The organism is Pseudomonas baltica (assembly GCF_014235765.1).
Classification (GTDB): domain Bacteria; phylum Pseudomonadota; class Gammaproteobacteria; order Pseudomonadales; family Pseudomonadaceae; genus Aquipseudomonas; species Aquipseudomonas baltica.
The window spans coordinates 419,100-444,961 of sequence record NZ_JACMYH010000002.1 but is presented as its reverse complement, the minus strand read 5'-3'; the positions used below and the strand labels follow the sequence as shown (position 1 = coordinate 444,961).

Below are 25,862 nucleotides of genomic sequence, written 5' to 3'. Positions count from 1 at the left end.
GCGCTGTCCTGTTCGCGGCCACTGACCGCTCCTACAGGTAGATCGCGGTGCCTCCGTAGGAGCGGTCAGTGGCCGCGAACAGGCGCCACGGTTTTCAATGCCCACCACCGGCAGCCGGCCCGGCCTTGGCGGTGAACGGTGGCTTGGCCAGCCAGACCAACAGCACCAGCCCGGCGAAGATCCATCCCATCAGGGTGAAATAGTCCACCGTACTCAACATGTAGGCCTGGCTGTTGACCATCTGCTCCATCCGCGCATACGCCTGAGGCGTGTTGCCGCCCATTTGCTCCAGCGCATGGCGGGTTACCGGATCGTAGGTACTGATGCTCTCGGTCAGGTAGGCATGATGCTGATCGGCGCGGCGAATCCAGATCCAGGTCGTCAACGATGCGGCGAAACTGCCACCCAGCGTACGCAGGAACGTCGCCAGGCCCGACCCGTCGGCAATCTGCTGCGGTGGCAGGTCCGACAGCAGAATGCTCAAGGTGGGCATGAAGAACAGCGCCACGCCGGCGCCCATGAACAGCTGCACCAGTGCCACATGCTGGAAGTCCACCTGGCTGTTGAAACCGGCACGCATGAAGCAACTGGTACCGATAGCCACGAACGCGAGGCCCGCGAGCAGACGCAAATCGAACTTGTGCGCGTACTTGCCGACAAAGGGCGACATCAGCACCGGCAGGATACCGATAGGTGCCACCGCCAGGCCCGCCCAGGTGGCGGTGTAGCCCATCTGGGTCTGCAGCCACTGCGGCAGGATCAGGTTGATGCCGAAAAACCCGGCATAGCCGAACACCAGCACCAAGGTACCGATGCGGAAGTTGCGGAACGCGAACAGTCGCAGGTTCACCACTGGATGCTCATCGGTCAGCTCCCAGATGACGAACGCCGTCAAGGCTACGGCCGATATGACCGAGCCGACGATGATGAACCCGGACTCGAACCAGTCCAGATCGTTGCCCTTGTCCAGCACCACCTGCAATGCACCGACGCCGATGATCAACGTGATCAGGCCGACATAGTCCATGGGCTGCCTGCTCAGGTGCACCGGCCGCTTGGCCATCTGCTGACGCACCACAGCACAGGCGAACAAGCCGATGGGAATATTGATGAAGAAGATCCACGGCCAGCTGTAGCTGTCGGTGATCCAGCCACCCAGAATCGGCCCGGCGATCGGCGCCACCACCGTTACCATCGCCAACAGCGCCAGGGCCATGCCGCGCTTGGCCGGTGGATACACGGCGATCAGCAGGGTTTGCGTCATCGGGTACAACGGCCCTGCCACCAGCCCCTGCACCACGCGAAAGCCGACCAGCTCGGGCATCGAGGTGGAAATACCGCACAGGAACGAGGCCAGCACGAACAACAGCGTGGCCCAGAGAAACAGCTTCACTTCACCGAAGCGTCGACTCAGCCAGCCGGTCAGTGGCAAGGCGATGGCGTTGCTCACCGCAAACGAAGTGATGACCCAGGTGCCCTGCTCGGAGCTGACCCCCAGGTTGCCGGAAATGGTCGGCAGAGCGACGTTGGCGATGGTGGTGTCGAGCACCTGCATGAAGGTCGCCAGCGACAGGCCGATGGTGCAGAGCAACAGGCTTGGCGGCGTGAACGAGGCTTTGGAATCCATGATCCACCCTTTGCAATGCGATGCCGCGCCCGCCCTTCAGGGCCCGGCGCAGGCGAATCAGCGCGTGGCCGTGGTACCGGGCGCTGCGCTGTTGTCGTGGATCAACTGGACGATCATGGCGTCCGCCTCACCCAACTGCTTGTCGTAGACATTGGTGGTGAAGGACGCCTGCTGCGGGGGTTGCTGGGCCAATACCGGCCCGCTCTGGTCGTGCAGATTCACATCGACCACCGTCGACAGGCCGATGCGCAGCGGGTGCTCGCGCAACTGCGCGGGATTGATGTGCACCCGCACCGGCACCCGTTGCACGATCTTGATCCAGTTGCCCGTGGCGTTCTGCGCCGGCAGCAGGGCGAACGCACTGCCGGTACCGGCGCCCAGGCTGTCGATGGTGCCGCTGTACTTCACCTCGTCGCCGTACAGGTCGCTGGTGATGTCCACCGGCTGGCCGATGCGCATGTGGCGCAGCTGGGTTTCCTTGAAATTGGCGTCGATCCACAGCTGGTCGAGCGGGATCACCGCCATGGTCGCGGTGCCCGGCTCGATGCGCTGCCCCAATTGCACGGTGCGCTTGGCCACATAGCCGGTCACCGGGGCGATCAAGGTGGTGCGGGCATGGGCCAGATAGGCCTGGCGCAACTGCGCTGCCGCAGCGCGTACGTCGGGATGATTGGACACCTGCGTGGCATCCACCAGCGCGGTCGAAGTTGCCAGTTGCTGCTGGGTGTTGCTCAAGGCGCTTTGCGCGGAAATCAGATCGTCGTGGGCATGGGAAAGCTCTTCCTGCGAGATCGCCCCGTCGGACGCCAGGTTCTTGCGTCGGCCATAGTTGTCCTGCGCGCGTTGCACTTCTGCCTTGCGTGCAGCGACCTGGGCTTTCATGCCGTCGACGTTGCTATACAAGCCACGCACCTGGCGTACCGCCTTGGCCAGGTTGGCCTGGGCATTCTGCAGGTCGATCTGCGAATCGTTCGGGTCGAACTGCACCAGCGGCTGGCCCTCGTGGACCAGGTCGCCGTCGTCGGCGCCGATACTGATCACCGTGCCCGTGGTCAACGGGGTGATTTCCACCACGTTGCCATTCACGTAGGCATCATCGGTGCTTTCGCTCCAGCGCCCGTACAGCGTGTACCAGGCCCAGACGCCCAGACCGCCGAGTACCACCAGGGCGAGCAGGATGAACAGCCAGAGCTTGCGCTTGCGACGGTTGCCCGGCGCCTTGTCGTTGGCCGACGGCGCTGCGGGCGGTTGCTGGGTGGCATTGGAATCAGTGGCAGTGGCATTGGCCATGGCAGTTCACCTGAAAGGGTTCGGTCGGTGTTGCATCGAGCAGGTCGGTCCGGGGTCTCACGGCGGCGGGTTCACCCAGCGGCGGTACCCAGCGCCAACAGAGGGTCCCCGGAAGCCTGCAGCAGCTTCGTGAGAATCCGTTCCAATTCGACGATTTCTTCGCGTTCGAGCATGCCCACCAGCTCGTTCATGGCATTGGCACCGATGACCGGCAAGCGTGCCGCCAGTGCCTGCCCCTCTTCGGTCAGCACCAGCTGCACCTGGCGTCGATCGGCGGCGCTGCGCTGGCGCCTGATCAGCTGCTTGTGTTCCAGGCGGTCGAGCATGCGTGTCATCGAACCGCTGTCCAGCGCCAGGTAGCGGGACATTTCCGCCGGTGTGTCGATACCGAACCGCGCATTGATGATCAGCACCTTGAATTGCGCCGCGGTTACCCCGTAAGGCATTAGGTGCGCGTCCAGCAGACGGTCCTTCAACGCCGATCCACGGCCCAGCAGCAGGCCCAGATTGCAGGTATGGAAGGTCTCGGGGGTGTAGTGATTCATGGGCTGGCAAGCTGTCCCGACAGTGTGAACACATCTTCGAAACATAATGTTACTGCTTAGGCAGACAATGTCAAGGCAATGGTTAGCTTGCTAACAGATAGATCTGTCGGTCGCTTTCACTGGAAAAATTCACCCGATCCCGATCGTGGCTGGCCAAAGCACGCAACGCTTGGGGCATAATGCTGGCGTTTCACCCGTAGTGGGGGTCTTCATTTCCTTATATGGCCCTCGTTTTCGTCACCCCTCGCCTGCAGGGTTTTCACGCACATGATCAAATCTCTTCGTCCAATACTGCTCGCCGGCCTGATGTTGCCACTGGCATTTCCCATCGCTGCCGCCCCCCTTAACACCACCCTGCCGCCCAAGGTTCAGCAAGCCATCAAGGCCAGCAAGCTGCAGAACGATGCACTGTCACTGGTCATGCTGCCGCTCAACGGCCCCGGCAGCCCGACCGTGTTCAACGCCGACGTGTCAGTCAACCCGGCCTCGACCATGAAGCTGGTCACCACCTATGCAGCACTCGAGTTGCTGGGGCCGACCTACCAGTGGAAGACCGAATTCTTTACCGACGGCACCCTGAGCAACGGCGTGCTCAACGGCAACCTCTACCTCAAGGGCGGCGGCGACCCCAAGCTGAACATGGAAAAGCTCTGGCTGCTCATGCGCGACCTGCGCGCCAACGGCGTGCGCCAGGTGACGGGTGACCTGGTGCTGGACCGCAGCCATTTCGTGCAGCCGCAACTGCCAGCGTTCAACGACGACGGCGGCGACGAAAACGCACCGTTCCTGGTGCGTCCGGATTCGCTGCTGGTCAACCTCAAGGCGCTGCGCTTCGTCACCCGCAACGACACCGGCAAGGTGCTGGTGTCGGTCGAACCGCCGATCGCGACCATCCGCATCGACAACCAGGTCAAGGCCCTGCCCGGCACCAAGTGCACGGGCGACGTGCGCTACAACCCGATCACCCAGGCCGACGGCATGACCGTGGTGGTCAGCGGCCAGTTGGCCGAGGGCTGCAGCTCGCAAACCTACCTGTCGCTGCTCGACCACCAAAGCTATGCAGCCGGCGCGGTGCGGGCCATCTGGAACGAACTGGGCGGCAGCATCCAGGGCGGCGACCGTCTAGGGGCCGTGCCGAAGAGCGCGCGAGTACTGGCGCGGGCGTTTTCGCCGGATCTGGTGGAAATCATTCGCGACATCAACAAGTACAGCAACAACACCATGGCTCAGCAGCTGTTCCTCAGCCTGGGCGAGCGCTATCGCAACGAGGCCGACGGCGACGACGCCAAGGCCGCGCAGCGGGTGATTCGTGGGTGGCTAGCGAAAAAGGGCATCACCGCATCGCATCTGGTGATGGAGAACGGCTCGGGGCTGTCGCGTGACGAGCGCGTCAGCGCGCGGGAGATGGCCACCTTGCTGCAGGCGGCCTGGAAAAGTCCGTACGCTGCCGAGTTCATGGCGTCGATGCCGATCGTCGGCATGGACGGCACCATGCGCAAGCGCCTCAAGCGCACGGCCCTGCAAGGTGAAGGCCACATCAAGACCGGCACCCTGAACACCGTTCGCGCCATCGCCGGCTACAGCCGCGACAGCAATGGCAACACCTGGGCGGTGGTCGCCATTCTCAACGACCCACGCCCGTGGGGCGCCTCGTCGGTACTGGATCAGGCACTGCTGGATCTGTATTCGCAGCCAAAAGCCGCGTCTACTTCGCCCAACATCCAGTAATCCACCCAAACCCTCTGGAAGGGGGGCGCGCTGCTTGCAAAGGCAGCGCCCCCTCTCGGTGAATCACCGCGCCTGAATCTTCCAGGCCCGGTGGATCTTGCCGTTGCGCGCGAAATCCTGATCCACTGTCTGCGCCGTGATGTCCTCGACCGCATAGCGCTCTGCCAAATTGGCGTCCAGCTGGAACTTGCGGAAGTTGTTGGAGAAATACACCACGCCCCCCGGTGCCAACCTTGCGACCGCCAGGTCCAGCAGCTCGACGTGGTCGCGCTGCACATCGAACACCCCTTCCATGCGCTTGGAATTGGAGAAGGTCGGCGGGTCGATGAAAATCATGTCGTATTCGTCACGACTGGCCTGTAGCCAGGCCATCACATCGCCCTGCTCCAGGCGGTTCTTGTCCGAGAAACCATTGAGCGACAGGTTGCGCCGTGCCCAATCCAGATAGGTCTTGGACAGGTCGACGCTGGTCGTGCTGCGCGCACCGCCCTTGGCCGCATGCACGCTCGCCGTGGCGGTGTAGCAGAACAGGTTGAGGAAACGCTTGCCCGCTGCCTCTTTCTGAATGCGCAGGCGCATTGGCCGATGATCGAGAAACAGCCCGGTATCCAGGTAGTCCGTCAGGTTCACCAACAACTGCACGCCGCCCTCCTGCACCTGGGTGAACTGGCCCTGAGCGCTCTGGCGCTCGTATTGGCGCGTCCCGCTCTGGCGCTCGCGGCGCTTGATGATGACCCGGCTCTTGTCGATGTTCAGTGCCTGCGGAATCGCCGCCAGGGCGTCGTACAGGCGTGCCGAAGCCTTCTCAGGGTCGATCGACTTGGGCGCGGCGTATTCCTGCACGTGCACCCAATCGTGGTACAGATCGATGGCCATGGCATATTCAGGCATGTCCGCATCGTACACACGGTAGCAATCGATACCCTCGCGACGTGCCCATTTGCCCAGGGTCTTGAGGTTCTTCTGCAAGCGGTTGGCGAACATCTGCCCGCCTTCGCTCAGCCGCGCCTGTTCAACCACGGGCGCGGGCGCCGGGGCCGGCTTGACTGGGTTGCCGTTCTTGTTCACTCGTGCATACGGATCGGCCAGCGCTGGCGCGGTATCCACCTGCTCGGCTTGCTCACGCGCGGCCTGGCGCTGCTCGGGCGTACGTCGCTCACCGGTGACGAACTGATCTGGCAGCACCTTGATCAATAGCAGCTTGCACGGCAACGGGCCGTTCCAGAACGAATACTGCTTGTGGCTGCGGATACCCATGCGCTTGCCCAGGTCGGGGGCACCGGTGAACACCGCCGCTTCCCAGTTCAGGCAGGCCTGGCGCAGGCGTTCGCCCAGGTTCTGGTACAGGTACAGCAAGCTGGCCTCATCGCCCAGCCGCTCGCCGTACGGCGGGTTGCAGATGACCAGGCCTTTCTGGTTGTGATCGGGACGCGGCTCGAACGTCGCCACCTCGCCCTGGTAGATCTTGATCCAGTCGCTGAGGCCGGCGCGTTCCACGTTGTTGCGGCCTGGCTGGATCAACCGCGGGTCGGCTTCGTAGCCGCGAATCCACGAGGCTGGCTTGGCCAACCCGGCTTCGGCCCTTGCCAGCGCCTCGTCGTGCAGCTTGCGCCAGGTGGCCGGAACATGACCGAGCCAGGCGCTGAAGCCCCAGCGCGTACGCTTGAGGTTGGGTGCGATGTCGGCGGCAATCATGGCCGCCTCTACCAGAAAGGTCCCCACACCACACATCGGGTCGGCCAGTGCGCCGCCCTCGGCGGCGATGCGCGGCCAGCCCGCACGAATCAGAATGGCGGCTGCAAGGTTTTCCTTGAGCGGCGCAGCGCCTTGCTGCAGGCGGTAGCCACGCTGGTGTAGGCTGTGTCCGGACAGATCGAGCGAGAGGATCGCCTCGCCGCGGTCCAGGCGCAGATGGACGCGCAGGTCCGGGTTGAGCTTGTCGACGCTGGGACGCTCGCCACTGGGCGTGCGCAGCTTGTCGACAATGGCATCCTTGACCTTCAGCGCACCGAAGTGAGTGTTGTCGATGCCCGAACCATGCCCGCTGAATTCCACGGCCAGGGTGCCGTCGGGCAGCAGGTGGTCCTGCCACTCGACATCCAGAACGCCGTGATAGAGGTCTTCGGCATCTTTCATGGCAAAGCGCTTGAGCACCAGCAGCACGCGGTTGCCCAGCCGCGACCACAGGCACAGCCGGTAGGCGGTTTCCATGTCGGCCATGCCGCGCACTGCGGAGGTGTGCTCGCGGGTTTCTTCCAGGCCCAGGGCGGTGGCTTCTTCGGCAAGCAAGCCTTCGAGGCCCTTGGGGCATGTGAGAAACAGTTCAAAACGGTCCGACATGGTACTTCCTGGCCCATTTGGGCATTGATGAGACGGCAAGCGCATTGCCGTCTCGAGGTTCAACCAGGCGCCTTACGCAATGGAGCGCCCGAGCGACACCACCGTGGTGTCAATCCACCCCACCCGCCGCCTTGATAAGCGAGAAGCCGGGGCAGAACCTGATTCTGCTGAAAAAGGCATCGCCTGCGCGACCCTTCGTCGATTTTTCACGTCACTGGAATCGAGATGATTCGCAATGGCATATTGACCTCATTGCATACTGCAAGCCTTGTCTTGGACGGGCTAGCAGTCGAGTGAAGCTTGAAGCACCTGCTTACTTATTGCCCATACCGCGAAATGGTTACGTGCTTATGACAAAACGATCATTCACATCGCGCAGTTCAACGTTTAGAAATCACCTCAGGTCGTCGCCGCAATGGCGAAGACATCACTGCTCGCCACGCCGGCAGCGAGCGCGATACCGGCAGATCATCTGCCTGGCCTCACACGAGGCCAACGGGACATTACAGTCAATAGACAGAGGGCAACACCCTATGAGAAGACTTAAGCGTGATCCGTTGGAACGAGCATTTCTACGCGGATACCAGTATGGCATCCATGGCAAATCCCGCGAGCTTTGCCCTTTTACTCTACCGTCGGTACGCCAAGCCTGGATCAACGGCTGGCGCGAAGGACGCGGCGACAACTGGGACGGTATGACCGGCACTGCGGGGATCCATAGGCTCAACGAACTTCACGCCGTCGGCTGACACTCTTTTTCCTTTTCACCATGCACGCCCAACCAGGGCGGCGGGCTAGCGCCCAGGGGCCTCTGCGAGGCCCCTATCGCGCCTCGAATCATTGCCTGGCGCGAAGCGCCGCGATAGCGTCCACCGACTCGCGGATCAGTGCAGGCCCCTTGTAGATGAAGCCCGAATAAATCTGCACCAGACTGGCACCCGCGGCGATTTTTTCGGCCGCATGCCCACCCTCTGTGATCCCGCCTGCTGCAATGATCGGCAATCTGCCGTTCAAGGTCTGCGCCAGCACCTTGACGATGTGAGTGCTTTGCTCCCGCACCGGCGCTCCCGACAACCCACCGGCTTCGTCTGCGTGAACCAGCCCCTCGACACCGACCCGGCTGAGGGTGGTATTGGTGGCGATCACTGCATCCATACCTGCGTCGACCAGCGCCTGCGCCACCAGTGCGGTTTCTTCATCGCTCATGTCCGGGGCGATCTTGATCGCCAACGGCACATGCCGGCCACTTTGCCCGGCCAACACCACGCGCCGTGCTGCCAGCGTGTCTAGCAACTGCTTGAGCGAGTCACCGAACTGCAGGCTGCGCAGGCCGGCGGTATTGGGCGAGCTGATGTTGACGGTGATGTAGCTGGCGTGGTCGTAGACCTTGTCCAGACAGATCAGGTAGTCGTCCACGGCGCGCTCGACCGGGGTGGTGAGGTTCTTGCCGATATTGATACCCAGCACGCCCCGATACTTGGCCGCCTTGACGCGCTCGACCAGGTTGTCGACACCCAGGTTGTTGAAGCCCATGCGGTTGATGATTGCGCAGGCTTCAGGCAGGCGAAACAAACGCGGCTTTGGATTGCCCGGCTGTGGACGTGGGGTCACCGTGCCGATTTCCACCGAGCCGAAACCCAGCCGGGAGAAGCCGTCGATGGCCGCACCGTTCTTGTCCAGCCCCGCTGCCAGCCCCACCGGATTGTCGAACTGCAGACCCATGACCGTGACCGGCAGGCGCGCCGGCGGCTTGGCGAGCAGGCCATTGAGACCCAGACGGCCACCGGCGCCGATAAGGTCCAGCGACAAGTCATGGGAGGTTTCAGCGGACAATTTGAACAGCAGCTGGCGGGCCAGATTGTACATAGGCGGGCTTGGCTCCGAGGAAGCGATAGAGGGGTGCGATTGTGCCAGATCCGCGGCCGGTTAGGTATGGTGGCGGGTGGCACAGGCCAAATCGCAGGCAAAGAAAAGCCCGACATGAGCCGGGCTTTTCGTTGAAGCGGTAGCTAATTACTTAGCTTGAGCTTCTACTTCAGCTTCTACGCGACGGTTTACAGCGCGGCCAGCGTCGGTGGCGTTGTCAGCCACTGGGCGGGTTTCGCCGTAGCCAACCGAATTTACGCGGTTGGATTCAACACCGTACTGATTGGTCAGCACTTGCTTGACAGCATTAGCGCGACGCTCGGACAGCTTCTGATTGTAAGCATCAGGACCGACGGAGTCAGTGTGACCTTCAACAGTGGTGGTGGTCTGTGGGTACTGCTTCATGAAGTCAGCCAGGTTCTTGATATCGCCGTAGCTGTTGGTCTTCACGACCGACTTGTCGAAGTCGAACTTGACGTCCAGCTCAACGCGAACGGTTTCGGCGACGGCTGGGCAGCCATCGGCGTCAACGGTAACGTTGGCAGGGGTGTCAGGGCACTTGTCGACGTTGTCGCAGACGCCGTCGTTGTCGGAGTCAGCGCAGACTTCAGCCACTGGAGCTGGAGCAGCGGCTGGAGCAGGCTTGGAGCCGCCACCGAAGTTCACGCCGATACCGACGCTTGGCGCCCACTCGGTGTCGCCTTGGTCGATGTTGTACTGAGCTTCAACACCGGCACGGGCGTAGAAGTTGTCAGTGAAGTACAGCTTGGCACCGCCGCCCAGGTTGGCGAAGGTGGAACCGTTACGGCCGTTGCGATCGTTCTGACCGATGCTTTGGTCAGAGAAACCAGCCGAAACGTACGGACGCAGCATGTCGCCTGGCTTGTTGAAGTGGTACAGAGCGTCCAGAGCTGTGTTGGAGCCCTTGATGTTCTTGCCGCTGTCGCTGCGAACGTTGTGGACTTCGTCGTAACCCAGACGCAATTCAACGTCGTCGGTCAGGAAGTAACCAACCGAGCCACCGAACAGGTTGCCGTCGTTTTTGAAGTCGCGAGCGCTGTCGTAGTATTCTTTCTTGGCGAAGCCTTCGATTTCAACTGCGCCTTGGCCTTGTGCCAATACGCCGAATGAAGTTGCGGCAACGAGAGAACCAATGGCAAGGCCCAAGGTGTTTTTCAGTTTCATCCGTTAAATCCCCATCTGGTGATTGTTAAGCGCCCCTCATCCGGGGCAGCTTGACGGCAAGTCTAGCAGACCTTGCCGGTAGGTTAGAGACCTTTGCGCCGAACTAAGTTTCGGACAGGTCTGCAAATTTATCGCGGAGCTTATCTAAAGCCCGCTTGTACCGCATTTTGGTGGCGCTCAAGCCCATGTGCATGATGTCGGCGATTTCCTGGAATTCCAGCTCCGCGACGAATCGCAGCACAAGAATCTCCCGGTCTATCGGGTTCACGAACACCAGCCATCGGTCGAGACCACCGCGCTCCTCCGACTTGGGCGCCTTCTCTTCGGATGCCTCCTCGAGCGGATCGAGACTCAGGGCATCCATCAAGCGGCGCTTGCGCCTTTCCTTCCGGTACTGCGTGATGCATTCGTTATAGGTGATGCTGTAAAGCCACGTCTTGAATTTCGACTTACCCTCGAAATTCTTTAGCCCGTACAGCACCTTCAACATCACTTCCTGACAGACATCGTCAGCGTCACGATCGTTCCCTAAATATCTTGCACAGACGTTGAAGAGGGTTCGCTGGTAGCGACGCATCAGCTCTTCATAGGCCCGCGTGACATGGAACAGCTCCTCGTGCGAACGCGCCACCAACTCCTCGTCAGAGAGCTCGCGGGGGTCGTAGCGCACGGGCAGCGTATGTACTTTATTCAAAACAGGTCGGCCCGAAGGTCAGGTCCCCGAAGGTCAGGTCATTGTCCGCCAAGGCATGATCGCTCAGCCTTTTTGCGGCGGCATACATTAGCAAAACGTTGACCTATCGGCTACTCACCCGCTGTTCCAGCAGCTCGCGGTTGGACATCGAAACCAGCTCGCCGTCGTCGGTCATCACTGTCGTCTTGACGGTGCCGATTTCCTCGATCTGCCCTTCGACCCCTCCAACCTGCACCTGCTGGCCCACTTGAAACAGTTCCCGCACGTAGATCCCGGCCAGTATCTGACTGGCGATTTCACGGCTGCCCAACCCCATGGCCAGTGCTGCGGCCAGACCAACGGTAATCAAGGCGATGACGATCACGTGGTTCAGCAGGTCGGTCTTGACCTCCAGCTGGCTGATGGCCACCGAAATGCTGATGATGATCACCAACCACTGCGCCACACGTCCCAGGCCACCTGCGTAATCGAGCCCTACCCCTTCGGCAGCGCCGCGGACCACGCCATTGACCAGTTGCGCCAGCAGTACACCGACCAGCAACACCAGGGCTGCACCGAACACCTTGGGCAGGTACAGCGCCAGCATGTCCAGGGTCGCCGAAACCCGCTGCAGCCCCAGCGACTCGGCGGCCGACACCAGGAAAATCAACAGTACGAACCAATAGACGATCTTGCCGATGAGGGTCGAGATCGGCACCCTGAGGCCGCCACGGCCCAGCAGTTTGGTCAGGCCGGTCCCCGCCATCAGGCGGTCGAGCCCGAACTTGGCCAGCAGCTTGGACAACAACGTGTCGAGCAGCTTGGCGACCAGGAAGCCCAGCAGTACCACCACCAACGCCCCGAACAGGTTGGGGATGAAATTGGCGACCTTGGTCCACAGGGCAGTCATCGCCGCCACCAGGCTTTGAGTCCAGGGGTCCAGTTCCATTGATCAATCAGCCTTATCCGCAGCGGCGGAATCCGTACGACGAGACACCGGCGCGATATTCGCCGAACCACTGTTCACCGCGATCATGAATGCCTGACCCCAGCGCCCTATCAGGCTGAAGAGATCGCCCGCGCCAACCTGGCGATTGGCGGTCTTGAGCACTCTCCCCAGCGCGGCGCGGTCGTCGCGACCCGGCGCGTGAGCGTTGAGCATGTCTCGCAGGGATTCTTCGAACGGATCAGGCATGCATACCTCGCGAATTTCATTCAAAGACGAGACCCTGCGGCGGTGAGTCACAAAGGTCTCGGCGAGCACAGGGTAAATTCCGTGTCAGACCCAGCGCAAGCGTCGAAACAACAACCACTGGCCCAACGCTACGGCCACCATCAATGCGCAGGCAATGGTGAAACCATAGGGGCTGTCGGAACCGGGAATGCCGCCGACGTTGATGCCCAGCAGACCGGTCAGAAAGCTCATCGGCAGAAAGATCCCGGTGATGATGCCGAAGCGATACATGGTGCGGTTCATGCGCTCGCTCTGACGCCGGTCTTCGGCCTCGAGCACCAGCCCCACGCGCTCGCGCGCCAGTTCCAGCTCTTCCAGATAACGGGTCAGGCTGTTGTTGAGTTCGTTCCAGTAGTCGGCGTCGTCGTCGACGAACCAGGGCACCTTGTTGCGCGCCAACTGGCCAAAGATATCGCGTTGCGGCGCGAGGAAGCGCCGCAGTCCGGCCGCCCTTCGACGCAGCTGCAAAATGCTGCCGTGCTCGGGCGTGTACCGTTCGTCGGCGTCGAGTTTGTCTTCCTCCATATCGACGATGTCGGAGAGGTCTTCGACCAGTGCCTGGACCTTTTCGGTCAAGTGCTGAGCCAGGTACAGAATCAACTCCGAAGCGGTTTTCGGGCCCTTGCAGGCGGCGAACTGTTCGAGCATGTCGTCGGTCGCGCGCAATGGCCGCAGTCGCAGGGAAATGATGCGCTGGGCCTGGGCGAAGATCCGCACCGAGACCATGTCCTCGGGCTCGGCCCCTGGATTGAGATTGACCCCACGCAGGAACAGCAGCAGTTCATCGTCGGGCAACGGGACCAGGCGCGGGCGGGTGTTTTCCTCCAGCAGCAGGTCGCAGCTGAATTCGCTCAGGCCACTATTGCGGCGCAACCAGTCACGGGTCTGGGGATGGCTGCGGTCCCAGTGCAGCCACAGGCTCTGGTGAGGTTGCAGCTGCAGCCCGTCGATATCGGTCCGGGCAACCGACCGCGCACCTCCCTTGCCGTCCAGCAACAGGGCATGCACCAGCCCCCATTGCGCATTTTCTTCCTCGTACATCGTGTCCCCGTTACTGATGGAAAATTGTCATTCGGGCATGCTCAACGCCTCTGGCGAGACGATGATGCCGTTGTTGTCGGCATACAGATAGTGGCCGGGAACGAATGTGACACCGGCGAAGCTGACCTTCACATCGAGATCACCCAGACCCCGCTTGACGGTCGGCATCGGATGGCTGGCCAGGGCCTGCACACCGACATCGGTTTGCGCGAGCATGTCGACGTCACGCACGCACCCATAGATGACCAGGCCTTCCCAACCGTTCTCCGCGGCTTTCTGGGCGAGCATGTCGCCCAGCAGCGCCTTGCGCAGCGAGCCTCCACCGTCGACCACCAGCACCTTGCCGGTGCCATCCAGAGCCACCTGCTCGCGTACTCGCGAGTTGTCTTCGAAGGTCTTGATGGTGACGATCTGGCCGCCGAAGGAGTCGCGGCCACCGAAATTGCTGAACATCGGCTCGAGCACCTCGACGTCGGGGTAGGCATCACACAGGTCGGGGGTCAGATAGTGCATGGCATTGCTCCTGGGGCGAATGGCGGCTGCAAGAGCCAGTAGCCTGCACCGGACGCGGCGCGGCCCTCACAGCCTAGACCATGCTCAGGTCGTCGCCAACGGTGTCGCGCCGGGCAGCAGCGGCCGGTAGGGGTCGCTCAGCCAGGTCCCGACCAGCGGCCAGACCTCGGCCTGGGCTTGCGCGCTGACCAGCATGCGCACGTGGTCGAAGTCGTCGCCGAAGCCCTGGGCGCGGCCCAGGTTGACGAACTGGTTGTGGCTCCCGGCAAATTGCTCGAACAGCTGGCGGCAGTCCCAGCTTGGATCCTGCAGGTCACCGACCGCCGCAACGGCGAGGATGGGCAGCTTCACTTCGCCCAGCCCCTGCCACCAGTCCCGCTCGGCATCGCCGAAACGGCCGAACAGGCCTTTCCAGCGCATCCATTCCAGGCCAACGCCCACCGGCTCGTCTTCCGGGCCGCGTTTGAGGCGGGCCCCGGAAATGTGTGGATAGCGCTTGAGCAGGCGGCGCGCAGCCCAGTTCAGCGGAGGAATCCGCAACTGCCAGTGACGTCGACTGACCTGGGCACCGAACAGGGCCGCAGACGCTGCCAGATCGCCTTGCAGATAGCCGCCACCCAGGGCGGCGGCCAGGGTGATGCCGCCGAGCGAATGCCCGATCCAATGCGGCGTCTGAGCACTGACCTCGGCGACGAACGCACCGATGACCGGAAGATCGTAGCGGGCGTAGTCGGCCACGGTATTGCTGGCGTAGTGCTGGTTGCGCGGCGACAGCCCGTGGCCGCGCATTTCGGCTATCCATACGTCGAACCCGCGACGTGCCAGCCAAGGCCCCAGGCCTATGCCCTTGGGCGAGTACCAGAAGCGCCGGTTGGAAAAGCTGCCATGCAGAAGGATCACCGGCACCCCGCGAGCACCAGGTTGATCGGCCAGGCCCAGGCGCGTCAACGCCAGCTCGACGCTAGGGTCGGGGCTGTTGGCGGCCTTGATGCGGTAGATGTCTTCGCTGAGGTCGCCGCGACGCTCGGCACTGAGCAGCGCGACGGGAAAAAGGGTACTGCTGCTTTGCATAAGGCACTTGCGTCTGAATGAATGGGGCTGTAACCGGGGCGAAGGCCGCGTCGGTATTGATCTGTGCGTGAAGGGCAGGATCAAGGGCGACGCGGCTTGCGCCGCTGCTACAGGGGACTGGGGTGTTTGAAAGGACACACCGGTCTGGGGTGATACAGGGGACCGGGGTGCCGGAAAGAACACACCGGTCTGGGGTGGGACGGCTTAAACGGCACTTTCCTTTTCGGCCAGGAAGAACCAGGTTTCCAGGACCGAGTCCGGGTTCAGCGACACGCTTTCGATGCCCTGCTCCATCAGCCATTTGGCCAGATCGGGGTGATCGGACGGGCCCTGGCCACAGATGCCGATGTACTTGCCGGCCTTGTTGCAGGCCTGGATGGCGTTGGCCAGCAGCTTCTTGACCGCCGGGTTACGCTCGTCGAACAGGTGGGCAATGATCCCCGAGTCGCGGTCCAGGCCGAGGGTGAGCTGAGTGAGGTCGTTGGAGCCGATCGAGAAGCCGTCGAAGAACTCTAGGAACTCGTCGGCCAGGATGGCGTTGGACGGCAGCTCGCACATCATGATGATGCGCAGACCGTTGTCGCCGCGGGCCAGGCCATTCTCGGCGAGCAGGTCGATCACCTGCGACGCTTCGCCCAGGGTGCGCACGAACGGCACCATGATCTCGACGTTGGTCAGGCCCATTTCGTTTCGCACCCGCTTCATCGCCCGGCATTCGAGCTCGAAGCAGTCACGGAACGACTCGCTGATGTAGCGCGACGCCCCGCGGAAGCCCAGCATCGGGTTCTCTTCCTCCGGCTCGTAGAGCTTGCCGCCGATCAGGTTGGCGTATTCGTTGGACTTGAAGTCGGACAGCCGAACGATGACTTTTTTCGGCCAGAAGGCCGCAGCCAGGGTGCTGATGCCCTCGACCAGCTTGTCGACGTAGAAATTCACCGGGTCGCTGTAGCCGGCCACACGCTTGTCGACGCTGTCCTTGATTTCCGGGGTCAGGGTGTCGTAGTTGAGCAGCGCCTTGGGGTGCACGCCGATCATCCGGTTGATGATGAACTCCAGACGCGCCAGGCCGACACCGGCATTGGGCAACTGAGCGAAATCGAAGGCGCGATCCGGGTTGCCGACGTTCATCATGATCTTGAATGGCAGCTCGGGCATGGCGTCGACCGAATTCTGCTTGATGTCGAAGCCCAGTTCGCCCTCGAAGATGTAGCCGGTGTCGCCCTCGGCGCAGGACACCGTCACGCCCTGGCCGTCCTGGAGCAGTTGCGTGGCGTTGCCGCAGCCCACCACTGCCGGAATGCCCAGTTCGCGGGCGATGATCGCAGCGTGGCAGGTTCGCCCGCCGCGATTGGTGACGATGGCACTGGCGCGTTTCATCACCGGTTCCCAATCCGGGTCGGTCATGTCCGAAACCAGCACGTCACCGGCCTGGACCTTGTCCATCTCGGAGACGTCGTGAATGATGCGGACCTTGCCGGCGCCGATGCGCTGGCCGATAGCGCGGCCCTCGACCAGCACGGTGCCCTTTTCCTTGAGCAGGTAGCGTTCCATCACGTTGGCGCTGGAGCGGCTCTTCACTGTCTCCGGGCGCGCCTGGACGATGTACAGCTGGCCGTCGTCGCCGTCCTGGGCCCACTCGATGTCCATCGGCCGGCCGTAGTGCTTCTCGATGATCATCGCCTGCTTGGCCAGCTCGCTGACCTGCGCATCGGTCAGGCAGAAACGCGCACGTTCGGCCTTGTCGACGTCCACCACCTTGACCGAGCGTCCGGCGCGCGCTTCGTCGCCGTAGACCATCTTGATCGCCTTGCTGCCCAGGTTGCGCCGCAGGATCGCCGGACGACCGGCCTCCAGGGTGTGCTTGTGCACATAGAATTCGTCGGGGTTCACCGCGCCTTGCACCACGGTCTCGCCCAGGCCGTAGGCGCCGGTGATGAACACCACGTCACGGAACCCGGACTCGGTGTCCAAAGTGAACATCACCCCGGCAGTGCCGGTTTCCGAACGCACCATGCGCTGCACGCCGGCCGACAGGGCAACCAGCTTGTGGTCGAAGCCCTGGTGCACGCGGTAGGCAATGGCGCGGTCGTTGAACAGCGAGGCAAAGACTTCCTTGGCCGCGCGAATGACGTTCTCGACACCGCGGATATTGAGGAAGGTTTCCTGCTGGCCGGCAAAGGAGGCATCGGGCAGGTCTTCGGCGGTGGCCGAGGAACGCACGGCAACGGCGATGTCCGGGTTGCCCTTGGACAGCTCGGCGAAGGCGATGCGGATCTCTTCGTTGAGACGCTCGGGGAACTCGGCCTCCATGACCCACTGGCGGATCTGCGCGCCGGTGCGAGCCAGGGCATTGACGTCGTCCACGTCGAGCGCATCGAGGGCCGCGTGGATCTGCTCGTTGAGCCCGCTCAGGTCGAGGAAGTCGCGATAGGCCTGGGCGGTGGTGGCAAAGCCGCCAGGCACCGACACGCCGGCACCAGCCAGATTGCTGATCATCTCGCCCAGGGACGCATTCTTGCCCCCCACGTGTTCCACATCATTGTTGCCAAGCTTATCGAGGGAAACTACGTACTCTACCAAGGTGATCTCTCCACTGACTGGGTTGGAAAAGCTCGGGATGCCCGGCGCGAATCGTCGCACGCGGGGGGGCTGTGGCCGCAGCCTCGGAAATGAACGAGAATGCCTGGCAATGCTGGCCGTCAATCGGGCCTATCATATCCAAGAATCGTCAGTTGCCTAAGGGCCGGGGCGCACAATGAAACGATCTGCATTCTTCATCTCCGACGGTACCGGCATTACCGCCGAAACGCTGGGGCAAAGTCTACTGGCGCAGTTCGAAAACATTACCTTCAGCAAGTTCACGCGGCCCTATATCGACAGCGTGGACAAGGCTCGGGCCATGGTACAGCAAATCAATAACTGCGCCGAAAAGGACGGTGTGCGACCGATCATCTTCGACACCATCGTCAATCAGGACATCCGCGAGATCCTCGCCACCTCCAACGGCTTCATGATCGACATCTTCTCGACCTTCCTCGCCCCGCTGGAAATGGAGCTCAGCGCACATTCCTCGTACTCGGTGGGCAAGTCCCACTCCATTGCGCACAATGCCAACTACATGGAACGCATCGAAGCGGTCAACTTCGCGCTGGACAACGACGACGGCGCCAGAACCCACTACTACGACAAGGCCGACCTGATCCTGGTGGGCGTGTCGCGCTGCGGCAAGACCCCGACCTGCCTGTACATGGCCATGCAATTCGGCATCCGCGCCGCCAACTACCCGCTGACCGAAGACGACATGGAGCGCCTGCAGTTGCCACCTGCGCTCAGGGCCCACCAGCACAAGCTGTTCGGCCTGACCATCGACCCCGATCGACTCACCGCGATCCGCCACGAACGCAAGCCCAACAGTCGTTACGCCAGCTTCGCCCAGTGCGAGTTCGAGGTGCGCGAGGTGGAAGGTCTGTTTCGCCGCGAGAACATTCCGAACATCGACTCGACCCATTTTTCGGTGGAAGAAATCTCCGCCAAGATCCTTGTCGAGAAAGGCGTCGAACGGCGCTTCAAATAGGCACCTGCACCCGTGACGCCCACCCCTGCCGAGCGGTCGACCCTCGAACTTCACGGTCGATTCGCACTCCAAGGCCTCGCCCGACCGTGCCTGCGCTGGCGGCACGAAAGCACCGTGCTAGAATGCGGTGCTCTCTTCCTGTTACCCGCGAAACGTTTTTGCGGTGCCCGATTCGGTATTCATAATTTCAATTCATGACTCTCAAACCCCTCTCCCGCCTGTTCAGCCTTTTATTCATTCCGTTCATTCCGGGCCTGGGCCTGGCTGCCGAAAAGACCACCTACGGCTTGAACGAGTACGTGCAGTTGACCGACATCGACCTGCGGGTCGCCGCCAAACTCGATACGGGCGCATTGACCGCCTCGCTCAGTGCCCGTGACATCAAGCGTTTCAAGCGCAATGGCCAACCCTGGGTGCGCTTCTACCTGGCGATCGACAATGCCCATTCCCACCCCATCGAGCGGCCGCTGGTGCGCGTGAGCTCCATCAAGCGACGCGCCGACGATTGTGAATGCAGTGCCCGCGAACGCAAGACCCACACCCAGCGGCCGGTGATCGAACTCGACGTGTGCATGGGCCATACCCAGCGCCGCATCGAAGTCAACCTCACCGACCGCACCGCATTCGACTACCCGCTGCTGATCGGCTCCGACGCGCTCACCCGCTTCGATGCGCTGGTCGACCCCAGCCGCAAACACGCTGCCGGCAAACCCGCCTGCGCCACTGTCGCCACCATCGCAGAGTAATTTCAATGCGCGCTCTAACCCTGCACTTGAAGATCCTGATCACCGCGCTGGTGGGGCTGGGCATCGCCATCACCGCCTATCAGATCCTCGTACTCGGCATCCCGGTGACCGAAGACGAAACCGACGATCTGTGGAACATCGACGCCAAGGTCGAATTCGTCGCCAGCGCCAAGGACCCGGTGAAGGTGCAGATGTTCGTGCCGCCACTGAGTCGTGACTATGTAAGCCTCAACGAGAGCTTCATCTCCAACAACTACGGGGTCAGCGTCAATCGTCTGGACGGCAACCGCAAGGTGACCTGGTCGGCCCGGCGCGCTTCGGGCAACCAGACGCTGTACTACCGCCTGGTGCTGACCAAGCGCTACAGCGGCGAAAAAATCAAGGTCAAGGGGCCGATCTTCCGCGACAGCCTGGCCGTGGAAGGCCCGGAAAAGATCGCCGCCGAAGCGTTGCTGGCGCCCATCCGCCAGCATTCGGCCGATGTCGAAACCTTCGTCGGCGAAACCATCAAGCGGGTCAACAATCTGGCCGACGACAACGTCAAGCTGCTGCTGGCCGGCGACACCTCGACCTTGCACAAGGCGCGCATCATCGACCTGCTGCTGTCCATCGCCCACGTGCCGATGGAAAAGGTCCATACCGTGCGCCTGCTCGCCGACCAGGCGCAGACACCGGAACTGTGGCTGCGCAGCTTCAACGGCAACGACTGGCTGTACTTCAACCCCGATACCGGCGAGCAGGGCCTGCCCGAGGATCGCCTGCTGTGGTGGACGGGTGACGAAAACCTGGTGAGCGTCGAGGGTGGCCGCAAGGCAACCGTCACCTTCACCATGAACAACAGCGAGATGAACGCCATTCGCCTGGCCAAGCTGACCGACGAGAACACCGACGCCGACTTCCTCGAGTACAGCCTGTACGGCCTGCCGCTGCAGACCCAGCAGACCTTCATGATCATGGTGATGATCCCGATCGGCGTGCTGGTGATTCTGATCCTGCGCAACCTAATCGGCATCCAGACCCTGGGCACCTTCACTCCGGTGCTGATCGCCCTGGCGTTCCGCGAAACCCAGCTGGGCTTCGGCATCATCCTGTTCACGGTGATCACCGCGCTGGGACTGTCGCTGCGCTCCTACCTGGAACACCTGAAGCTGCAGATGCTGCCCAGGCTGTCCGTGGTGCTCACTTTCGTCGTGGTGCTGATTGCCGCGATCAGCCTGTTCAGCCACAAGCTGGGCCTGGAGCGCGGGCTGTCGGTGGCGCTGTTCCCGATGGTGATCCTGACCATGACCATCGAGCGTTTGTCGATCACCTGGGAAGAGCGCGGCAGCGGGCATGCCTTGAAGGTCGCGGTGGGCACGCTGGTCGCCGCCTCCCTGGCGCATATCCTGATGAGCGTGCCGGAGCTGGTGTACTTCGTGTTCACCTTCCCGGCGATCCTGCTGATCCTGGTGGGCTTCATGCTCGCCATGGGCCGCTACCGCGGCTACCGGCTGACCGAACTGGTGCGTTTCAAGGCCTTTCTCAAGCAGGCCGACTCCTGATGTTCGGCCTGTGGAAAACCTGGAAAGCGCTGGAGGCCCGCGGCATCATGGGCATCAACCGGCGTAACGCCGACTATGTGCTCAAGTACAACCGGCGCAGCCTGTACCCCATCGTCGACGACAAGATCATCACCAAGGAACGCGCCATCGCGGCGGGTATCCATGTGCCCGAGATGTTCGGGGTGATCTCCACGGAAAAACAGATCGATCGCCTCGACGAGATCATCGGCGGGCGCAGTGACTTCGTGGTCAAGCCGGCCCAGGGCGCTGGCGGTGACGGCATCCTGGTGGTCGCCGACCGCTTCGAGGAGCGCTTTCGGACCGTGTCGGGCAAGATCATCAGCCGCGAAGACATCGAGCACCAGATTTCCAGCATCCTCACCGGCCTGTATTCGCTGGGCGGGCACCGTGACCGCGCGCTGATCGAATACCGGGTCATTCCCGACCAGATCTTCAAGAGCATCAGCTACGAAGGCGTACCGGACATCCGCATCATCGTGCTGATGGGCTACCCGGTAATGGCCATGCTGCGCTTGCCGACCCGGCAGTCGGGCGGCAAGGCCAACCTGCACCAGGGCGCCATCGGCGTCGGCGTCGACCTGGCCACGGGCGTGACCTTGCGCGGCACCTGGCTGAACAACATCATCAGCAAGCACCCTGACACCACCAACGCCGTGGACGGTGTGCAGTTGCCCAACTGGGACGGCTTCATGCGCCTGGCCGCCGGCTGCTTCGAATTGTGCGGGCTGGGCTACATCGGCGTCGACATGGTCCTGGACCAGGAGAAAGGCCCGCTGATCCTGGAGCTCAACGCCCGCCCCGGGCTGAACATCCAGATTGCCAACGACTGCGGCCTGACCCTGCGCACCCAGGCCGTGGAAAAACACCTGGAAGCGCTGGCGGGCGAAGGCCTCGTGGAAACCGTCGAAGAGCGCACGCGCTTCGTCCAGGCACTGTTCGGTCATGTGCCCGCAGCAGTGAGCTGAGCGCGGACGCCACGCCACCCGCACACGCGGCGCCCGGCTGCATTACAATCCCAGCCCCGCTACTGGCCACCGACCTATCATGCCAACCTGCTCGCTTCACGCCCTGCCCTACCTGGCCGACCCGGCGCCCTATTTCGCTGCGGTTCGCCACGCGCCTGGCGCGGTGCTGCTCGACAGCGCGCAGCCGATCGCCCAGCGCGGCCGCTTCGACCTGATCAGCGCCTGGCCGTTGCAGACCCTCGGCGTCCAGGCCGGTGAGTCCGGCCAACAGTACCTGCAACGGGCCCGTGTCGCGCTGGCCGAATTGGGCCAGGCGCAATTGCCCGACGGCTGCGAGTTACCCTTCGCCGGAGGGCTGATCGGCTACCTGAGCTACGATTTCGGCCGCAGGCTGGAGACCCTGCCAGCGCCCAACCACGACGACCTCGACCTGCCGCACGCCAGCCTGGGCCTCTACGCCTGGGCGCTGATCAGCGACCATCGCCGGCAGACCAGCGAATTGATGTTCCATCCCGCGCTGGGTGCAGGCGAACGGCAACGCTTGATCGACCTGTTCGCCCAACCGGCCGCGCTCGAAGCCCCGGCCTTCCGGCTGCACGCCTCGATGACACCGGACCGAACCCCGGAGCAGTACCGGCGGGCATTCGAAAAGGTGCAGGCCTACATCCAGGCCGGAGACTGCTATCAGGTCAATCTGACCCAGCGTTTTCGTGCCGCCTGCGCAGGCGACCCGTGGGCCGCTTATCAGGCCGTGCGCGCTGCCTGCTCTACGCCGTTTTCCGGCTACCTGCAGTTGGCTGGCGGCGCAGCCTTGTTGAGCTTTTCGCCAGAGCGTTTCATCAAGGTCACGGCTGGTCATGTCGAAACCCGGCCGATCAAGGGCACCCGCCCGCGCAGCCTCGACCGCGAAGAAGACGCGCGCCAGGGTCGCGAGCTGCTGGCCAGTGCCAAGGACCGCTCGGAGAACCTGATGATCGTCGACCTGCTGCGCAATGACCTGGGCCGAAGCTGCCGGATCGGCTCGGTGCGGGTGCCGCAGCTGTTCGCGCTGGAGAGCTATCCGAACGTTCATCACCTGGTCAGCGCCGTGACCGGTGAGTTGGCCGCGGACAAGGACTGTCTGGACCTGCTCGCCGGCAGTTTTCCCGGTGGCTCGATCACCGGCGCGCCGAAGATCCGCGCCATGCAGATCATCGACGAAGTGGAACCGACCCAACGCGCCATCTACTGTGGTTCGTTGCTGTACCTGGATGTGCGCGGTGAAATGGACAGCTCCATCGCCATCCGTACCTTGCTGGTCAAGGACGGCCAGGTCTGCTGCTGGGGCGGTGGCGCGATCGTGGCCGACTCGCAGTGGCAGGCCGAATACGAAGAGTCGATCTTCAAGGTGAGCGTGCTGCTGGATACCCTCGCGGGGCTCTGAACCGGGTCATGTCGCCCGGTGTTTTTTTGTTACCATTGCGCCACATAGAGCGCCAAGCGCCACTTTGACCAGGAAGCCGCCTGATGAGCCAACCCTTCGATGTCGCCGACATGGCGACGACCTACGCGAACAAGTCCCCGCAGGACATTCTCAAGCTCGCCTTCGCCCACTTCGGCGACGACCTCTGGATTTCCTTCAGCGGTGCCGAAGACGTGGTGCTGGTGGACATGGCCTGGAAACTGAACAAGAACGTCAAGGTGTTCAGCCTGGACACCGGCCGCCTGCACCCGGAAACCTATCGCTTCATCGAGCAGGTCCGCGATCACTACCAGATCACCATTGAACTGGTCTCGCCGGACAACGCGCTGCTGGACCCCTTCGTCAAGCAAAAGGGACTGTTCAGCTTTTATCGCGATGGTCATGGCGAGTGCTGTGGTATCCGCAAGATCGAGCCGCTGCGGCGCAAGCTGTCCACCGTCAGCGCCTGGGCCACCGGCCAGCGGCGCGATCAGAGCCCAGGCACCCGTAGCCAGGTAGCGGCGGTGGAAGTGGACGGCGCGTTTTCGACGGCCGAGCGCACGCTGTACAAGTTCAACCCCTTGGCGCAGATGAGCAGCGAAGAGGTGTGGGGCTACATCCGCATGCTCGAACTGCCCTTCAATAGCCTGCACGAGCGCGGCTTCATCAGTATCGGCTGCGAGCCCTGCACGCGGCCGGTGCTGCCCAACCAACACGAGCGCGAGGGGCGCTGGTGGTGGGAGGAAGCCACGCAAAAGGAATGCGGGCTGCACGCGGGCAATCTGATCGCCAAGACCTGAGCCACGCGACGCCGCTCGGGCATGGAATGCCTGGGAACGGCGGCGCAATCAATGCTCGGGCAACTCTACACCTTCGAACAAGGCTTCCAGTTCCTGCTTGTTGTGGCACTGGATGGCCTTGGCCATGACCTCGCGGGTGAGGTGCGGCGCGAACTTCTCGATGAAGTCGCACATGAAGCCGCGCAGAAAGGTGCCACGGCGGAAGCCGATGCGGGTCACGCTGGATTCGAACAGGTGATCGGCGTCGAGCACCACCAGGTCGTTGTCGAGCTTGGTATCGACCGCCATCTTGGCCACGATGCCCACACCCAGGCCCAGTCGAACATAGGTCTTGATGACGTCGGCATCGGCGGCGGTGAACACCACCTTCGGCGCCAGGCCGCGCCGCGAGAACGCTTCGTCGAGCTTGGAGCGACCGGTGAAACCGAACACGTAGGTGACGATCGGGTACTCGGCCAGTGCTTCGAGCGTCAGCTTCGGCACCTTGGTCAGCGGATGCCCCTGGGGCACCGCAATGCAGCGGTTCCAGCGGTAGCACGGCATCATGATCAGGTCGCCGAACGAGTCCAGCCCTTCGGTGGCAATGGCGAAGTCGACGGTACCGTCGGCGGCCATTTCGGCAATCTGCATCGGCGAGCCCTGATGCATGTGCAGGGCCACATCCGGGTACTGCTTGATGAAGCTGCTGATCACCGTCGGCAATGCATAACGGGCCTGGGTGTGGGTGGTGGCGATGGAGAGCGTGCCCTTCTTCTCGTTGGAGAACTCCTGGGCGATCTGCTTGATGCTTTCCACCTTGCGCAGGATCTCGCCGGCGGTGGTGATGATGCGTTCACCAGCCGGGGTGACGCGGGTCAGGTGTTTGCCACTGCGTGCGAAGACTTCAACACCCAATTCGTCTTCCAGCAGACGGATCTGCTTGCTGATACCTGGCTGCGAGGTATACAGGCTTTGCGCCGTGGCGGAGACGTTGAGGTCATGATGCGCTACCTCCCAGATGTAGCGCAGTTGCTGAAGCTTCATATGAATCCCTCACACAGGAAAAACCGCCAGTCATCGGCGACGGGTTATAACTATATTAAAGGTTGTAACAATAAATCTAGAACTTTTTATTAAATTTGTAGGAAAAATAACCAACCCAGACTCATCCTCTGGGTCGGCTGCGGTGCTCGGTCAGGGGCACCATGTAGACCGGCACCGGGGACAGCTGCAGCACGCGGGCTGCGGTGCGCCCCAGGGGAACGTCAACCGTGGCAGCGTGGCTGTGACTGCCGAATACCAGCAAGTCCACCGCCAGGCGCTGCGCCTGGTCAAGGATGACCTCGGCTGGATCCCCTTGCCTCACGCGCACGGCGCGGATCAAGGCCAGGCCTGGCTCGTCGTCGCCCAGGTCGCTGCGCAGGCTCTGCAGGACCTTCTCCTCGATCCCGGCCATGACGGTATTGAGCCCTTGATTGTGCAGGCGGTCGAGCGTGGACTCGTCCAGGTAACTTTGCAGCACCGATTCGGCGATCAGGCCCATCGGCTCCACGGCATGGATGACATACAGCTGCGCGTTGAAACTGCGCGCCAGGGCTACGGCGTGCTGCATGACGAACGGGGCATATACCCCCAGGTCAGTGGCGTACAGCATGGAGCGGATCATGCGACCTCCGAAGTAG

Annotated in this window: 23 protein-coding genes; 8 read left to right on the top strand and 15 right to left on the bottom strand. The window is 62.4% G+C overall.

The features are described 5' to 3' along the window. Positions 1 to 94: 94 nt before the first annotated feature. From H7993_RS11500 to H7993_RS11490, 3 genes are all read right to left on the bottom strand, one after another. Positions 95 to 1,627: a DHA2 family efflux MFS transporter permease subunit gene (locus H7993_RS11500; RefSeq protein WP_122476047.1), complete on the bottom strand. Its 1,533-nt coding sequence runs from the start codon at positions 1,625 to 1,627 to the stop codon at positions 95 to 97. Between the two features lie 57 nt (positions 1,628 to 1,684). Then, positions 1,685 to 2,917: an HlyD/EmrA/EmrK family protein gene (locus H7993_RS11495; protein WP_185794465.1), complete on the bottom strand. Its 1,233-nt coding sequence runs from the start codon at positions 2,915 to 2,917 to the stop codon at positions 1,685 to 1,687. Positions 2,918 to 2,988: 71 nt separating this feature from the next. Further along, on the bottom strand, positions 2,989 to 3,462 hold the full coding sequence (locus H7993_RS11490; RefSeq protein WP_185794464.1) for a MarR family winged helix-turn-helix transcriptional regulator: 474 nt from the start codon (positions 3,460 to 3,462) through the stop codon (positions 2,989 to 2,991). A 267-nt stretch (positions 3,463 to 3,729) separates the two neighbouring features. Here H7993_RS11490 and dacB point away from each other — a divergent pair, with 267 nt between their 5' ends. Next, positions 3,730 to 5,190 carry a D-alanyl-D-alanine carboxypeptidase/D-alanyl-D-alanine endopeptidase gene (gene dacB / locus H7993_RS11485; RefSeq protein WP_185794463.1) on the top strand — a complete coding sequence of 487 codons (1,461 nt, stop codon included), beginning with the start codon at positions 3,730 to 3,732 and terminating at the stop codon, positions 5,188 to 5,190. Between the two features lie 63 nt (positions 5,191 to 5,253). Here the strand turns inward: dacB and rlmKL are convergent, their stop codons facing one another. Further along, positions 5,254 to 7,530 carry a bifunctional 23S rRNA (guanine(2069)-N(7))-methyltransferase RlmK/23S rRNA (guanine(2445)-N(2))-methyltransferase RlmL gene (gene rlmKL, locus H7993_RS11480; RefSeq protein WP_122476053.1) on the bottom strand — a complete coding sequence of 759 codons (2,277 nt, stop codon included), beginning with the start codon at positions 7,528 to 7,530 and terminating at the stop codon, positions 5,254 to 5,256. Between the two features lie 533 nt (positions 7,531 to 8,063). Here rlmKL and rmf point away from each other — a divergent pair. Further along, complete coding sequence (gene rmf / locus H7993_RS11475) at positions 8,064 to 8,279, top strand: ribosome modulation factor (protein WP_008368461.1); 216 nt, start codon at positions 8,064 to 8,066, stop codon at positions 8,277 to 8,279. An 88-nt stretch (positions 8,280 to 8,367) separates the two neighbouring features. Here the strand turns inward: rmf and H7993_RS11470 are convergent, their stop codons facing one another. The 9 genes from H7993_RS11470 to ppsA all read right to left on the bottom strand — a co-directional run bounded on the left by H7993_RS11470 (position 8,368) and on the right by ppsA (position 17,693). Further along, the gene (locus tag H7993_RS11470) at positions 8,368 to 9,396 is read right to left on the bottom strand and encodes a quinone-dependent dihydroorotate dehydrogenase (protein WP_185794462.1); all 1,029 of its coding nucleotides are present in this window, start codon (positions 9,394 to 9,396) and stop codon (positions 8,368 to 8,370) included. Positions 9,397 to 9,543: 147 nt separating this feature from the next. Further along, a complete protein-coding gene (locus H7993_RS11465; RefSeq protein WP_185794461.1) occupies positions 9,544 to 10,581 on the bottom strand; it encodes an OmpA family protein in 1,038 nt (345 codons plus the stop codon). Positions 10,582 to 10,684: 103 nt separating this feature from the next. Continuing rightward, entirely contained in the window at positions 10,685 to 11,275 is a 591-nt protein-coding gene (sigX, locus tag H7993_RS11460) for an RNA polymerase sigma factor SigX (RefSeq protein WP_122476059.1), read from the bottom strand. Positions 11,276 to 11,378: 103 nt separating this feature from the next. Further along, a complete protein-coding gene (locus H7993_RS11455) occupies positions 11,379 to 12,203 on the bottom strand; it encodes a mechanosensitive ion channel family protein (RefSeq protein WP_185794460.1) in 825 nt (274 codons plus the stop codon). A 3-nt stretch (positions 12,204 to 12,206) separates the two neighbouring features. After that, the gene (locus tag H7993_RS11450) at positions 12,207 to 12,449 is read right to left on the bottom strand and encodes a CrfX protein (protein WP_122476063.1); all 243 of its coding nucleotides are present in this window, start codon (positions 12,447 to 12,449) and stop codon (positions 12,207 to 12,209) included. Between the two features lie 84 nt (positions 12,450 to 12,533). Next, positions 12,534 to 13,529, bottom strand: a complete 996-nt coding sequence (locus H7993_RS11445) for a zinc transporter ZntB (RefSeq protein ID WP_185794459.1) — start codon at positions 13,527 to 13,529, stop codon at positions 12,534 to 12,536. 27 nt (positions 13,530 to 13,556) lie between these two features. After that, complete coding sequence (gene rraA, locus H7993_RS11440) at positions 13,557 to 14,042, bottom strand: ribonuclease E activity regulator RraA (RefSeq protein ID WP_122476067.1); 486 nt, start codon at positions 14,040 to 14,042, stop codon at positions 13,557 to 13,559. Positions 14,043 to 14,126: 84 nt separating this feature from the next. Next, positions 14,127 to 15,113: an alpha/beta fold hydrolase gene (locus H7993_RS11435; RefSeq protein ID WP_122476068.1), complete on the bottom strand. Its 987-nt coding sequence runs from the start codon at positions 15,111 to 15,113 to the stop codon at positions 14,127 to 14,129. A 204-nt stretch (positions 15,114 to 15,317) separates the two neighbouring features. Beyond that, the gene (gene ppsA / locus H7993_RS11430) at positions 15,318 to 17,693 is read right to left on the bottom strand and encodes a phosphoenolpyruvate synthase (protein WP_122800229.1); all 2,376 of its coding nucleotides are present in this window, start codon (positions 17,691 to 17,693) and stop codon (positions 15,318 to 15,320) included. A gap of 175 nt (positions 17,694 to 17,868) precedes the next feature. Between ppsA and ppsR the strand changes: the two genes are divergently transcribed. The 6 genes from ppsR (at position 17,869) to H7993_RS11400 (ending at position 24,201) form a co-directional block, all read left to right on the top strand. Beyond that, positions 17,869 to 18,687, top strand: a complete 819-nt coding sequence (gene ppsR, locus H7993_RS11425; RefSeq protein ID WP_122476071.1) for a posphoenolpyruvate synthetase regulatory kinase/phosphorylase PpsR — start codon at positions 17,869 to 17,871, stop codon at positions 18,685 to 18,687. A gap of 194 nt (positions 18,688 to 18,881) precedes the next feature. Beyond that, the gene (gene rloA / locus H7993_RS11420; RefSeq protein WP_185794458.1) at positions 18,882 to 19,433 is read left to right on the top strand and encodes a retropepsin-like aspartic peptidase RloA; all 552 of its coding nucleotides are present in this window, start codon (positions 18,882 to 18,884) and stop codon (positions 19,431 to 19,433) included. A 5-nt stretch (positions 19,434 to 19,438) separates the two neighbouring features. Continuing rightward, positions 19,439 to 20,974: an osmotic stress tolerance membrane protein RloB gene (gene rloB, locus H7993_RS11415; protein ID WP_185794457.1), complete on the top strand. Its 1,536-nt coding sequence runs from the start codon at positions 19,439 to 19,441 to the stop codon at positions 20,972 to 20,974. Further along, on the top strand, positions 20,974 to 21,960 hold the full coding sequence (locus tag H7993_RS11410) for an alpha-L-glutamate ligase-like protein (protein ID WP_185794456.1): 987 nt from the start codon (positions 20,974 to 20,976) through the stop codon (positions 21,958 to 21,960). The genes rloB and H7993_RS11410 overlap by 1 nt, the downstream gene beginning before the upstream one ends. 79 nt (positions 21,961 to 22,039) lie before the next feature. Beyond that, positions 22,040 to 23,383 (top strand): aminodeoxychorismate synthase component I, encoded by a 1,344-nt coding sequence (gene pabB, locus H7993_RS11405; protein WP_185794455.1) that lies wholly within the window; start codon positions 22,040 to 22,042, stop codon positions 23,381 to 23,383. Positions 23,384 to 23,466: 83 nt separating this feature from the next. Continuing rightward, positions 23,467 to 24,201, top strand: a complete 735-nt coding sequence (locus H7993_RS11400; RefSeq protein WP_122476079.1) for a phosphoadenylyl-sulfate reductase — start codon at positions 23,467 to 23,469, stop codon at positions 24,199 to 24,201. 48 nt (positions 24,202 to 24,249) lie between these two features. On the opposite strand, the gene cysB is transcribed toward H7993_RS11400, so the two are convergent. Continuing rightward, positions 24,250 to 25,224 carry an HTH-type transcriptional regulator CysB gene (gene cysB, locus H7993_RS11395; RefSeq protein ID WP_043185743.1) on the bottom strand — a complete coding sequence of 325 codons (975 nt, stop codon included), beginning with the start codon at positions 25,222 to 25,224 and terminating at the stop codon, positions 24,250 to 24,252. A 121-nt stretch (positions 25,225 to 25,345) separates the two neighbouring features. Further along, positions 25,346 to 25,846 carry a universal stress protein gene (locus H7993_RS11390; protein WP_185794454.1) on the bottom strand — a complete coding sequence of 167 codons (501 nt, stop codon included), beginning with the start codon at positions 25,844 to 25,846 and terminating at the stop codon, positions 25,346 to 25,348. Positions 25,847 to 25,862 lie beyond the last annotated feature (16 nt).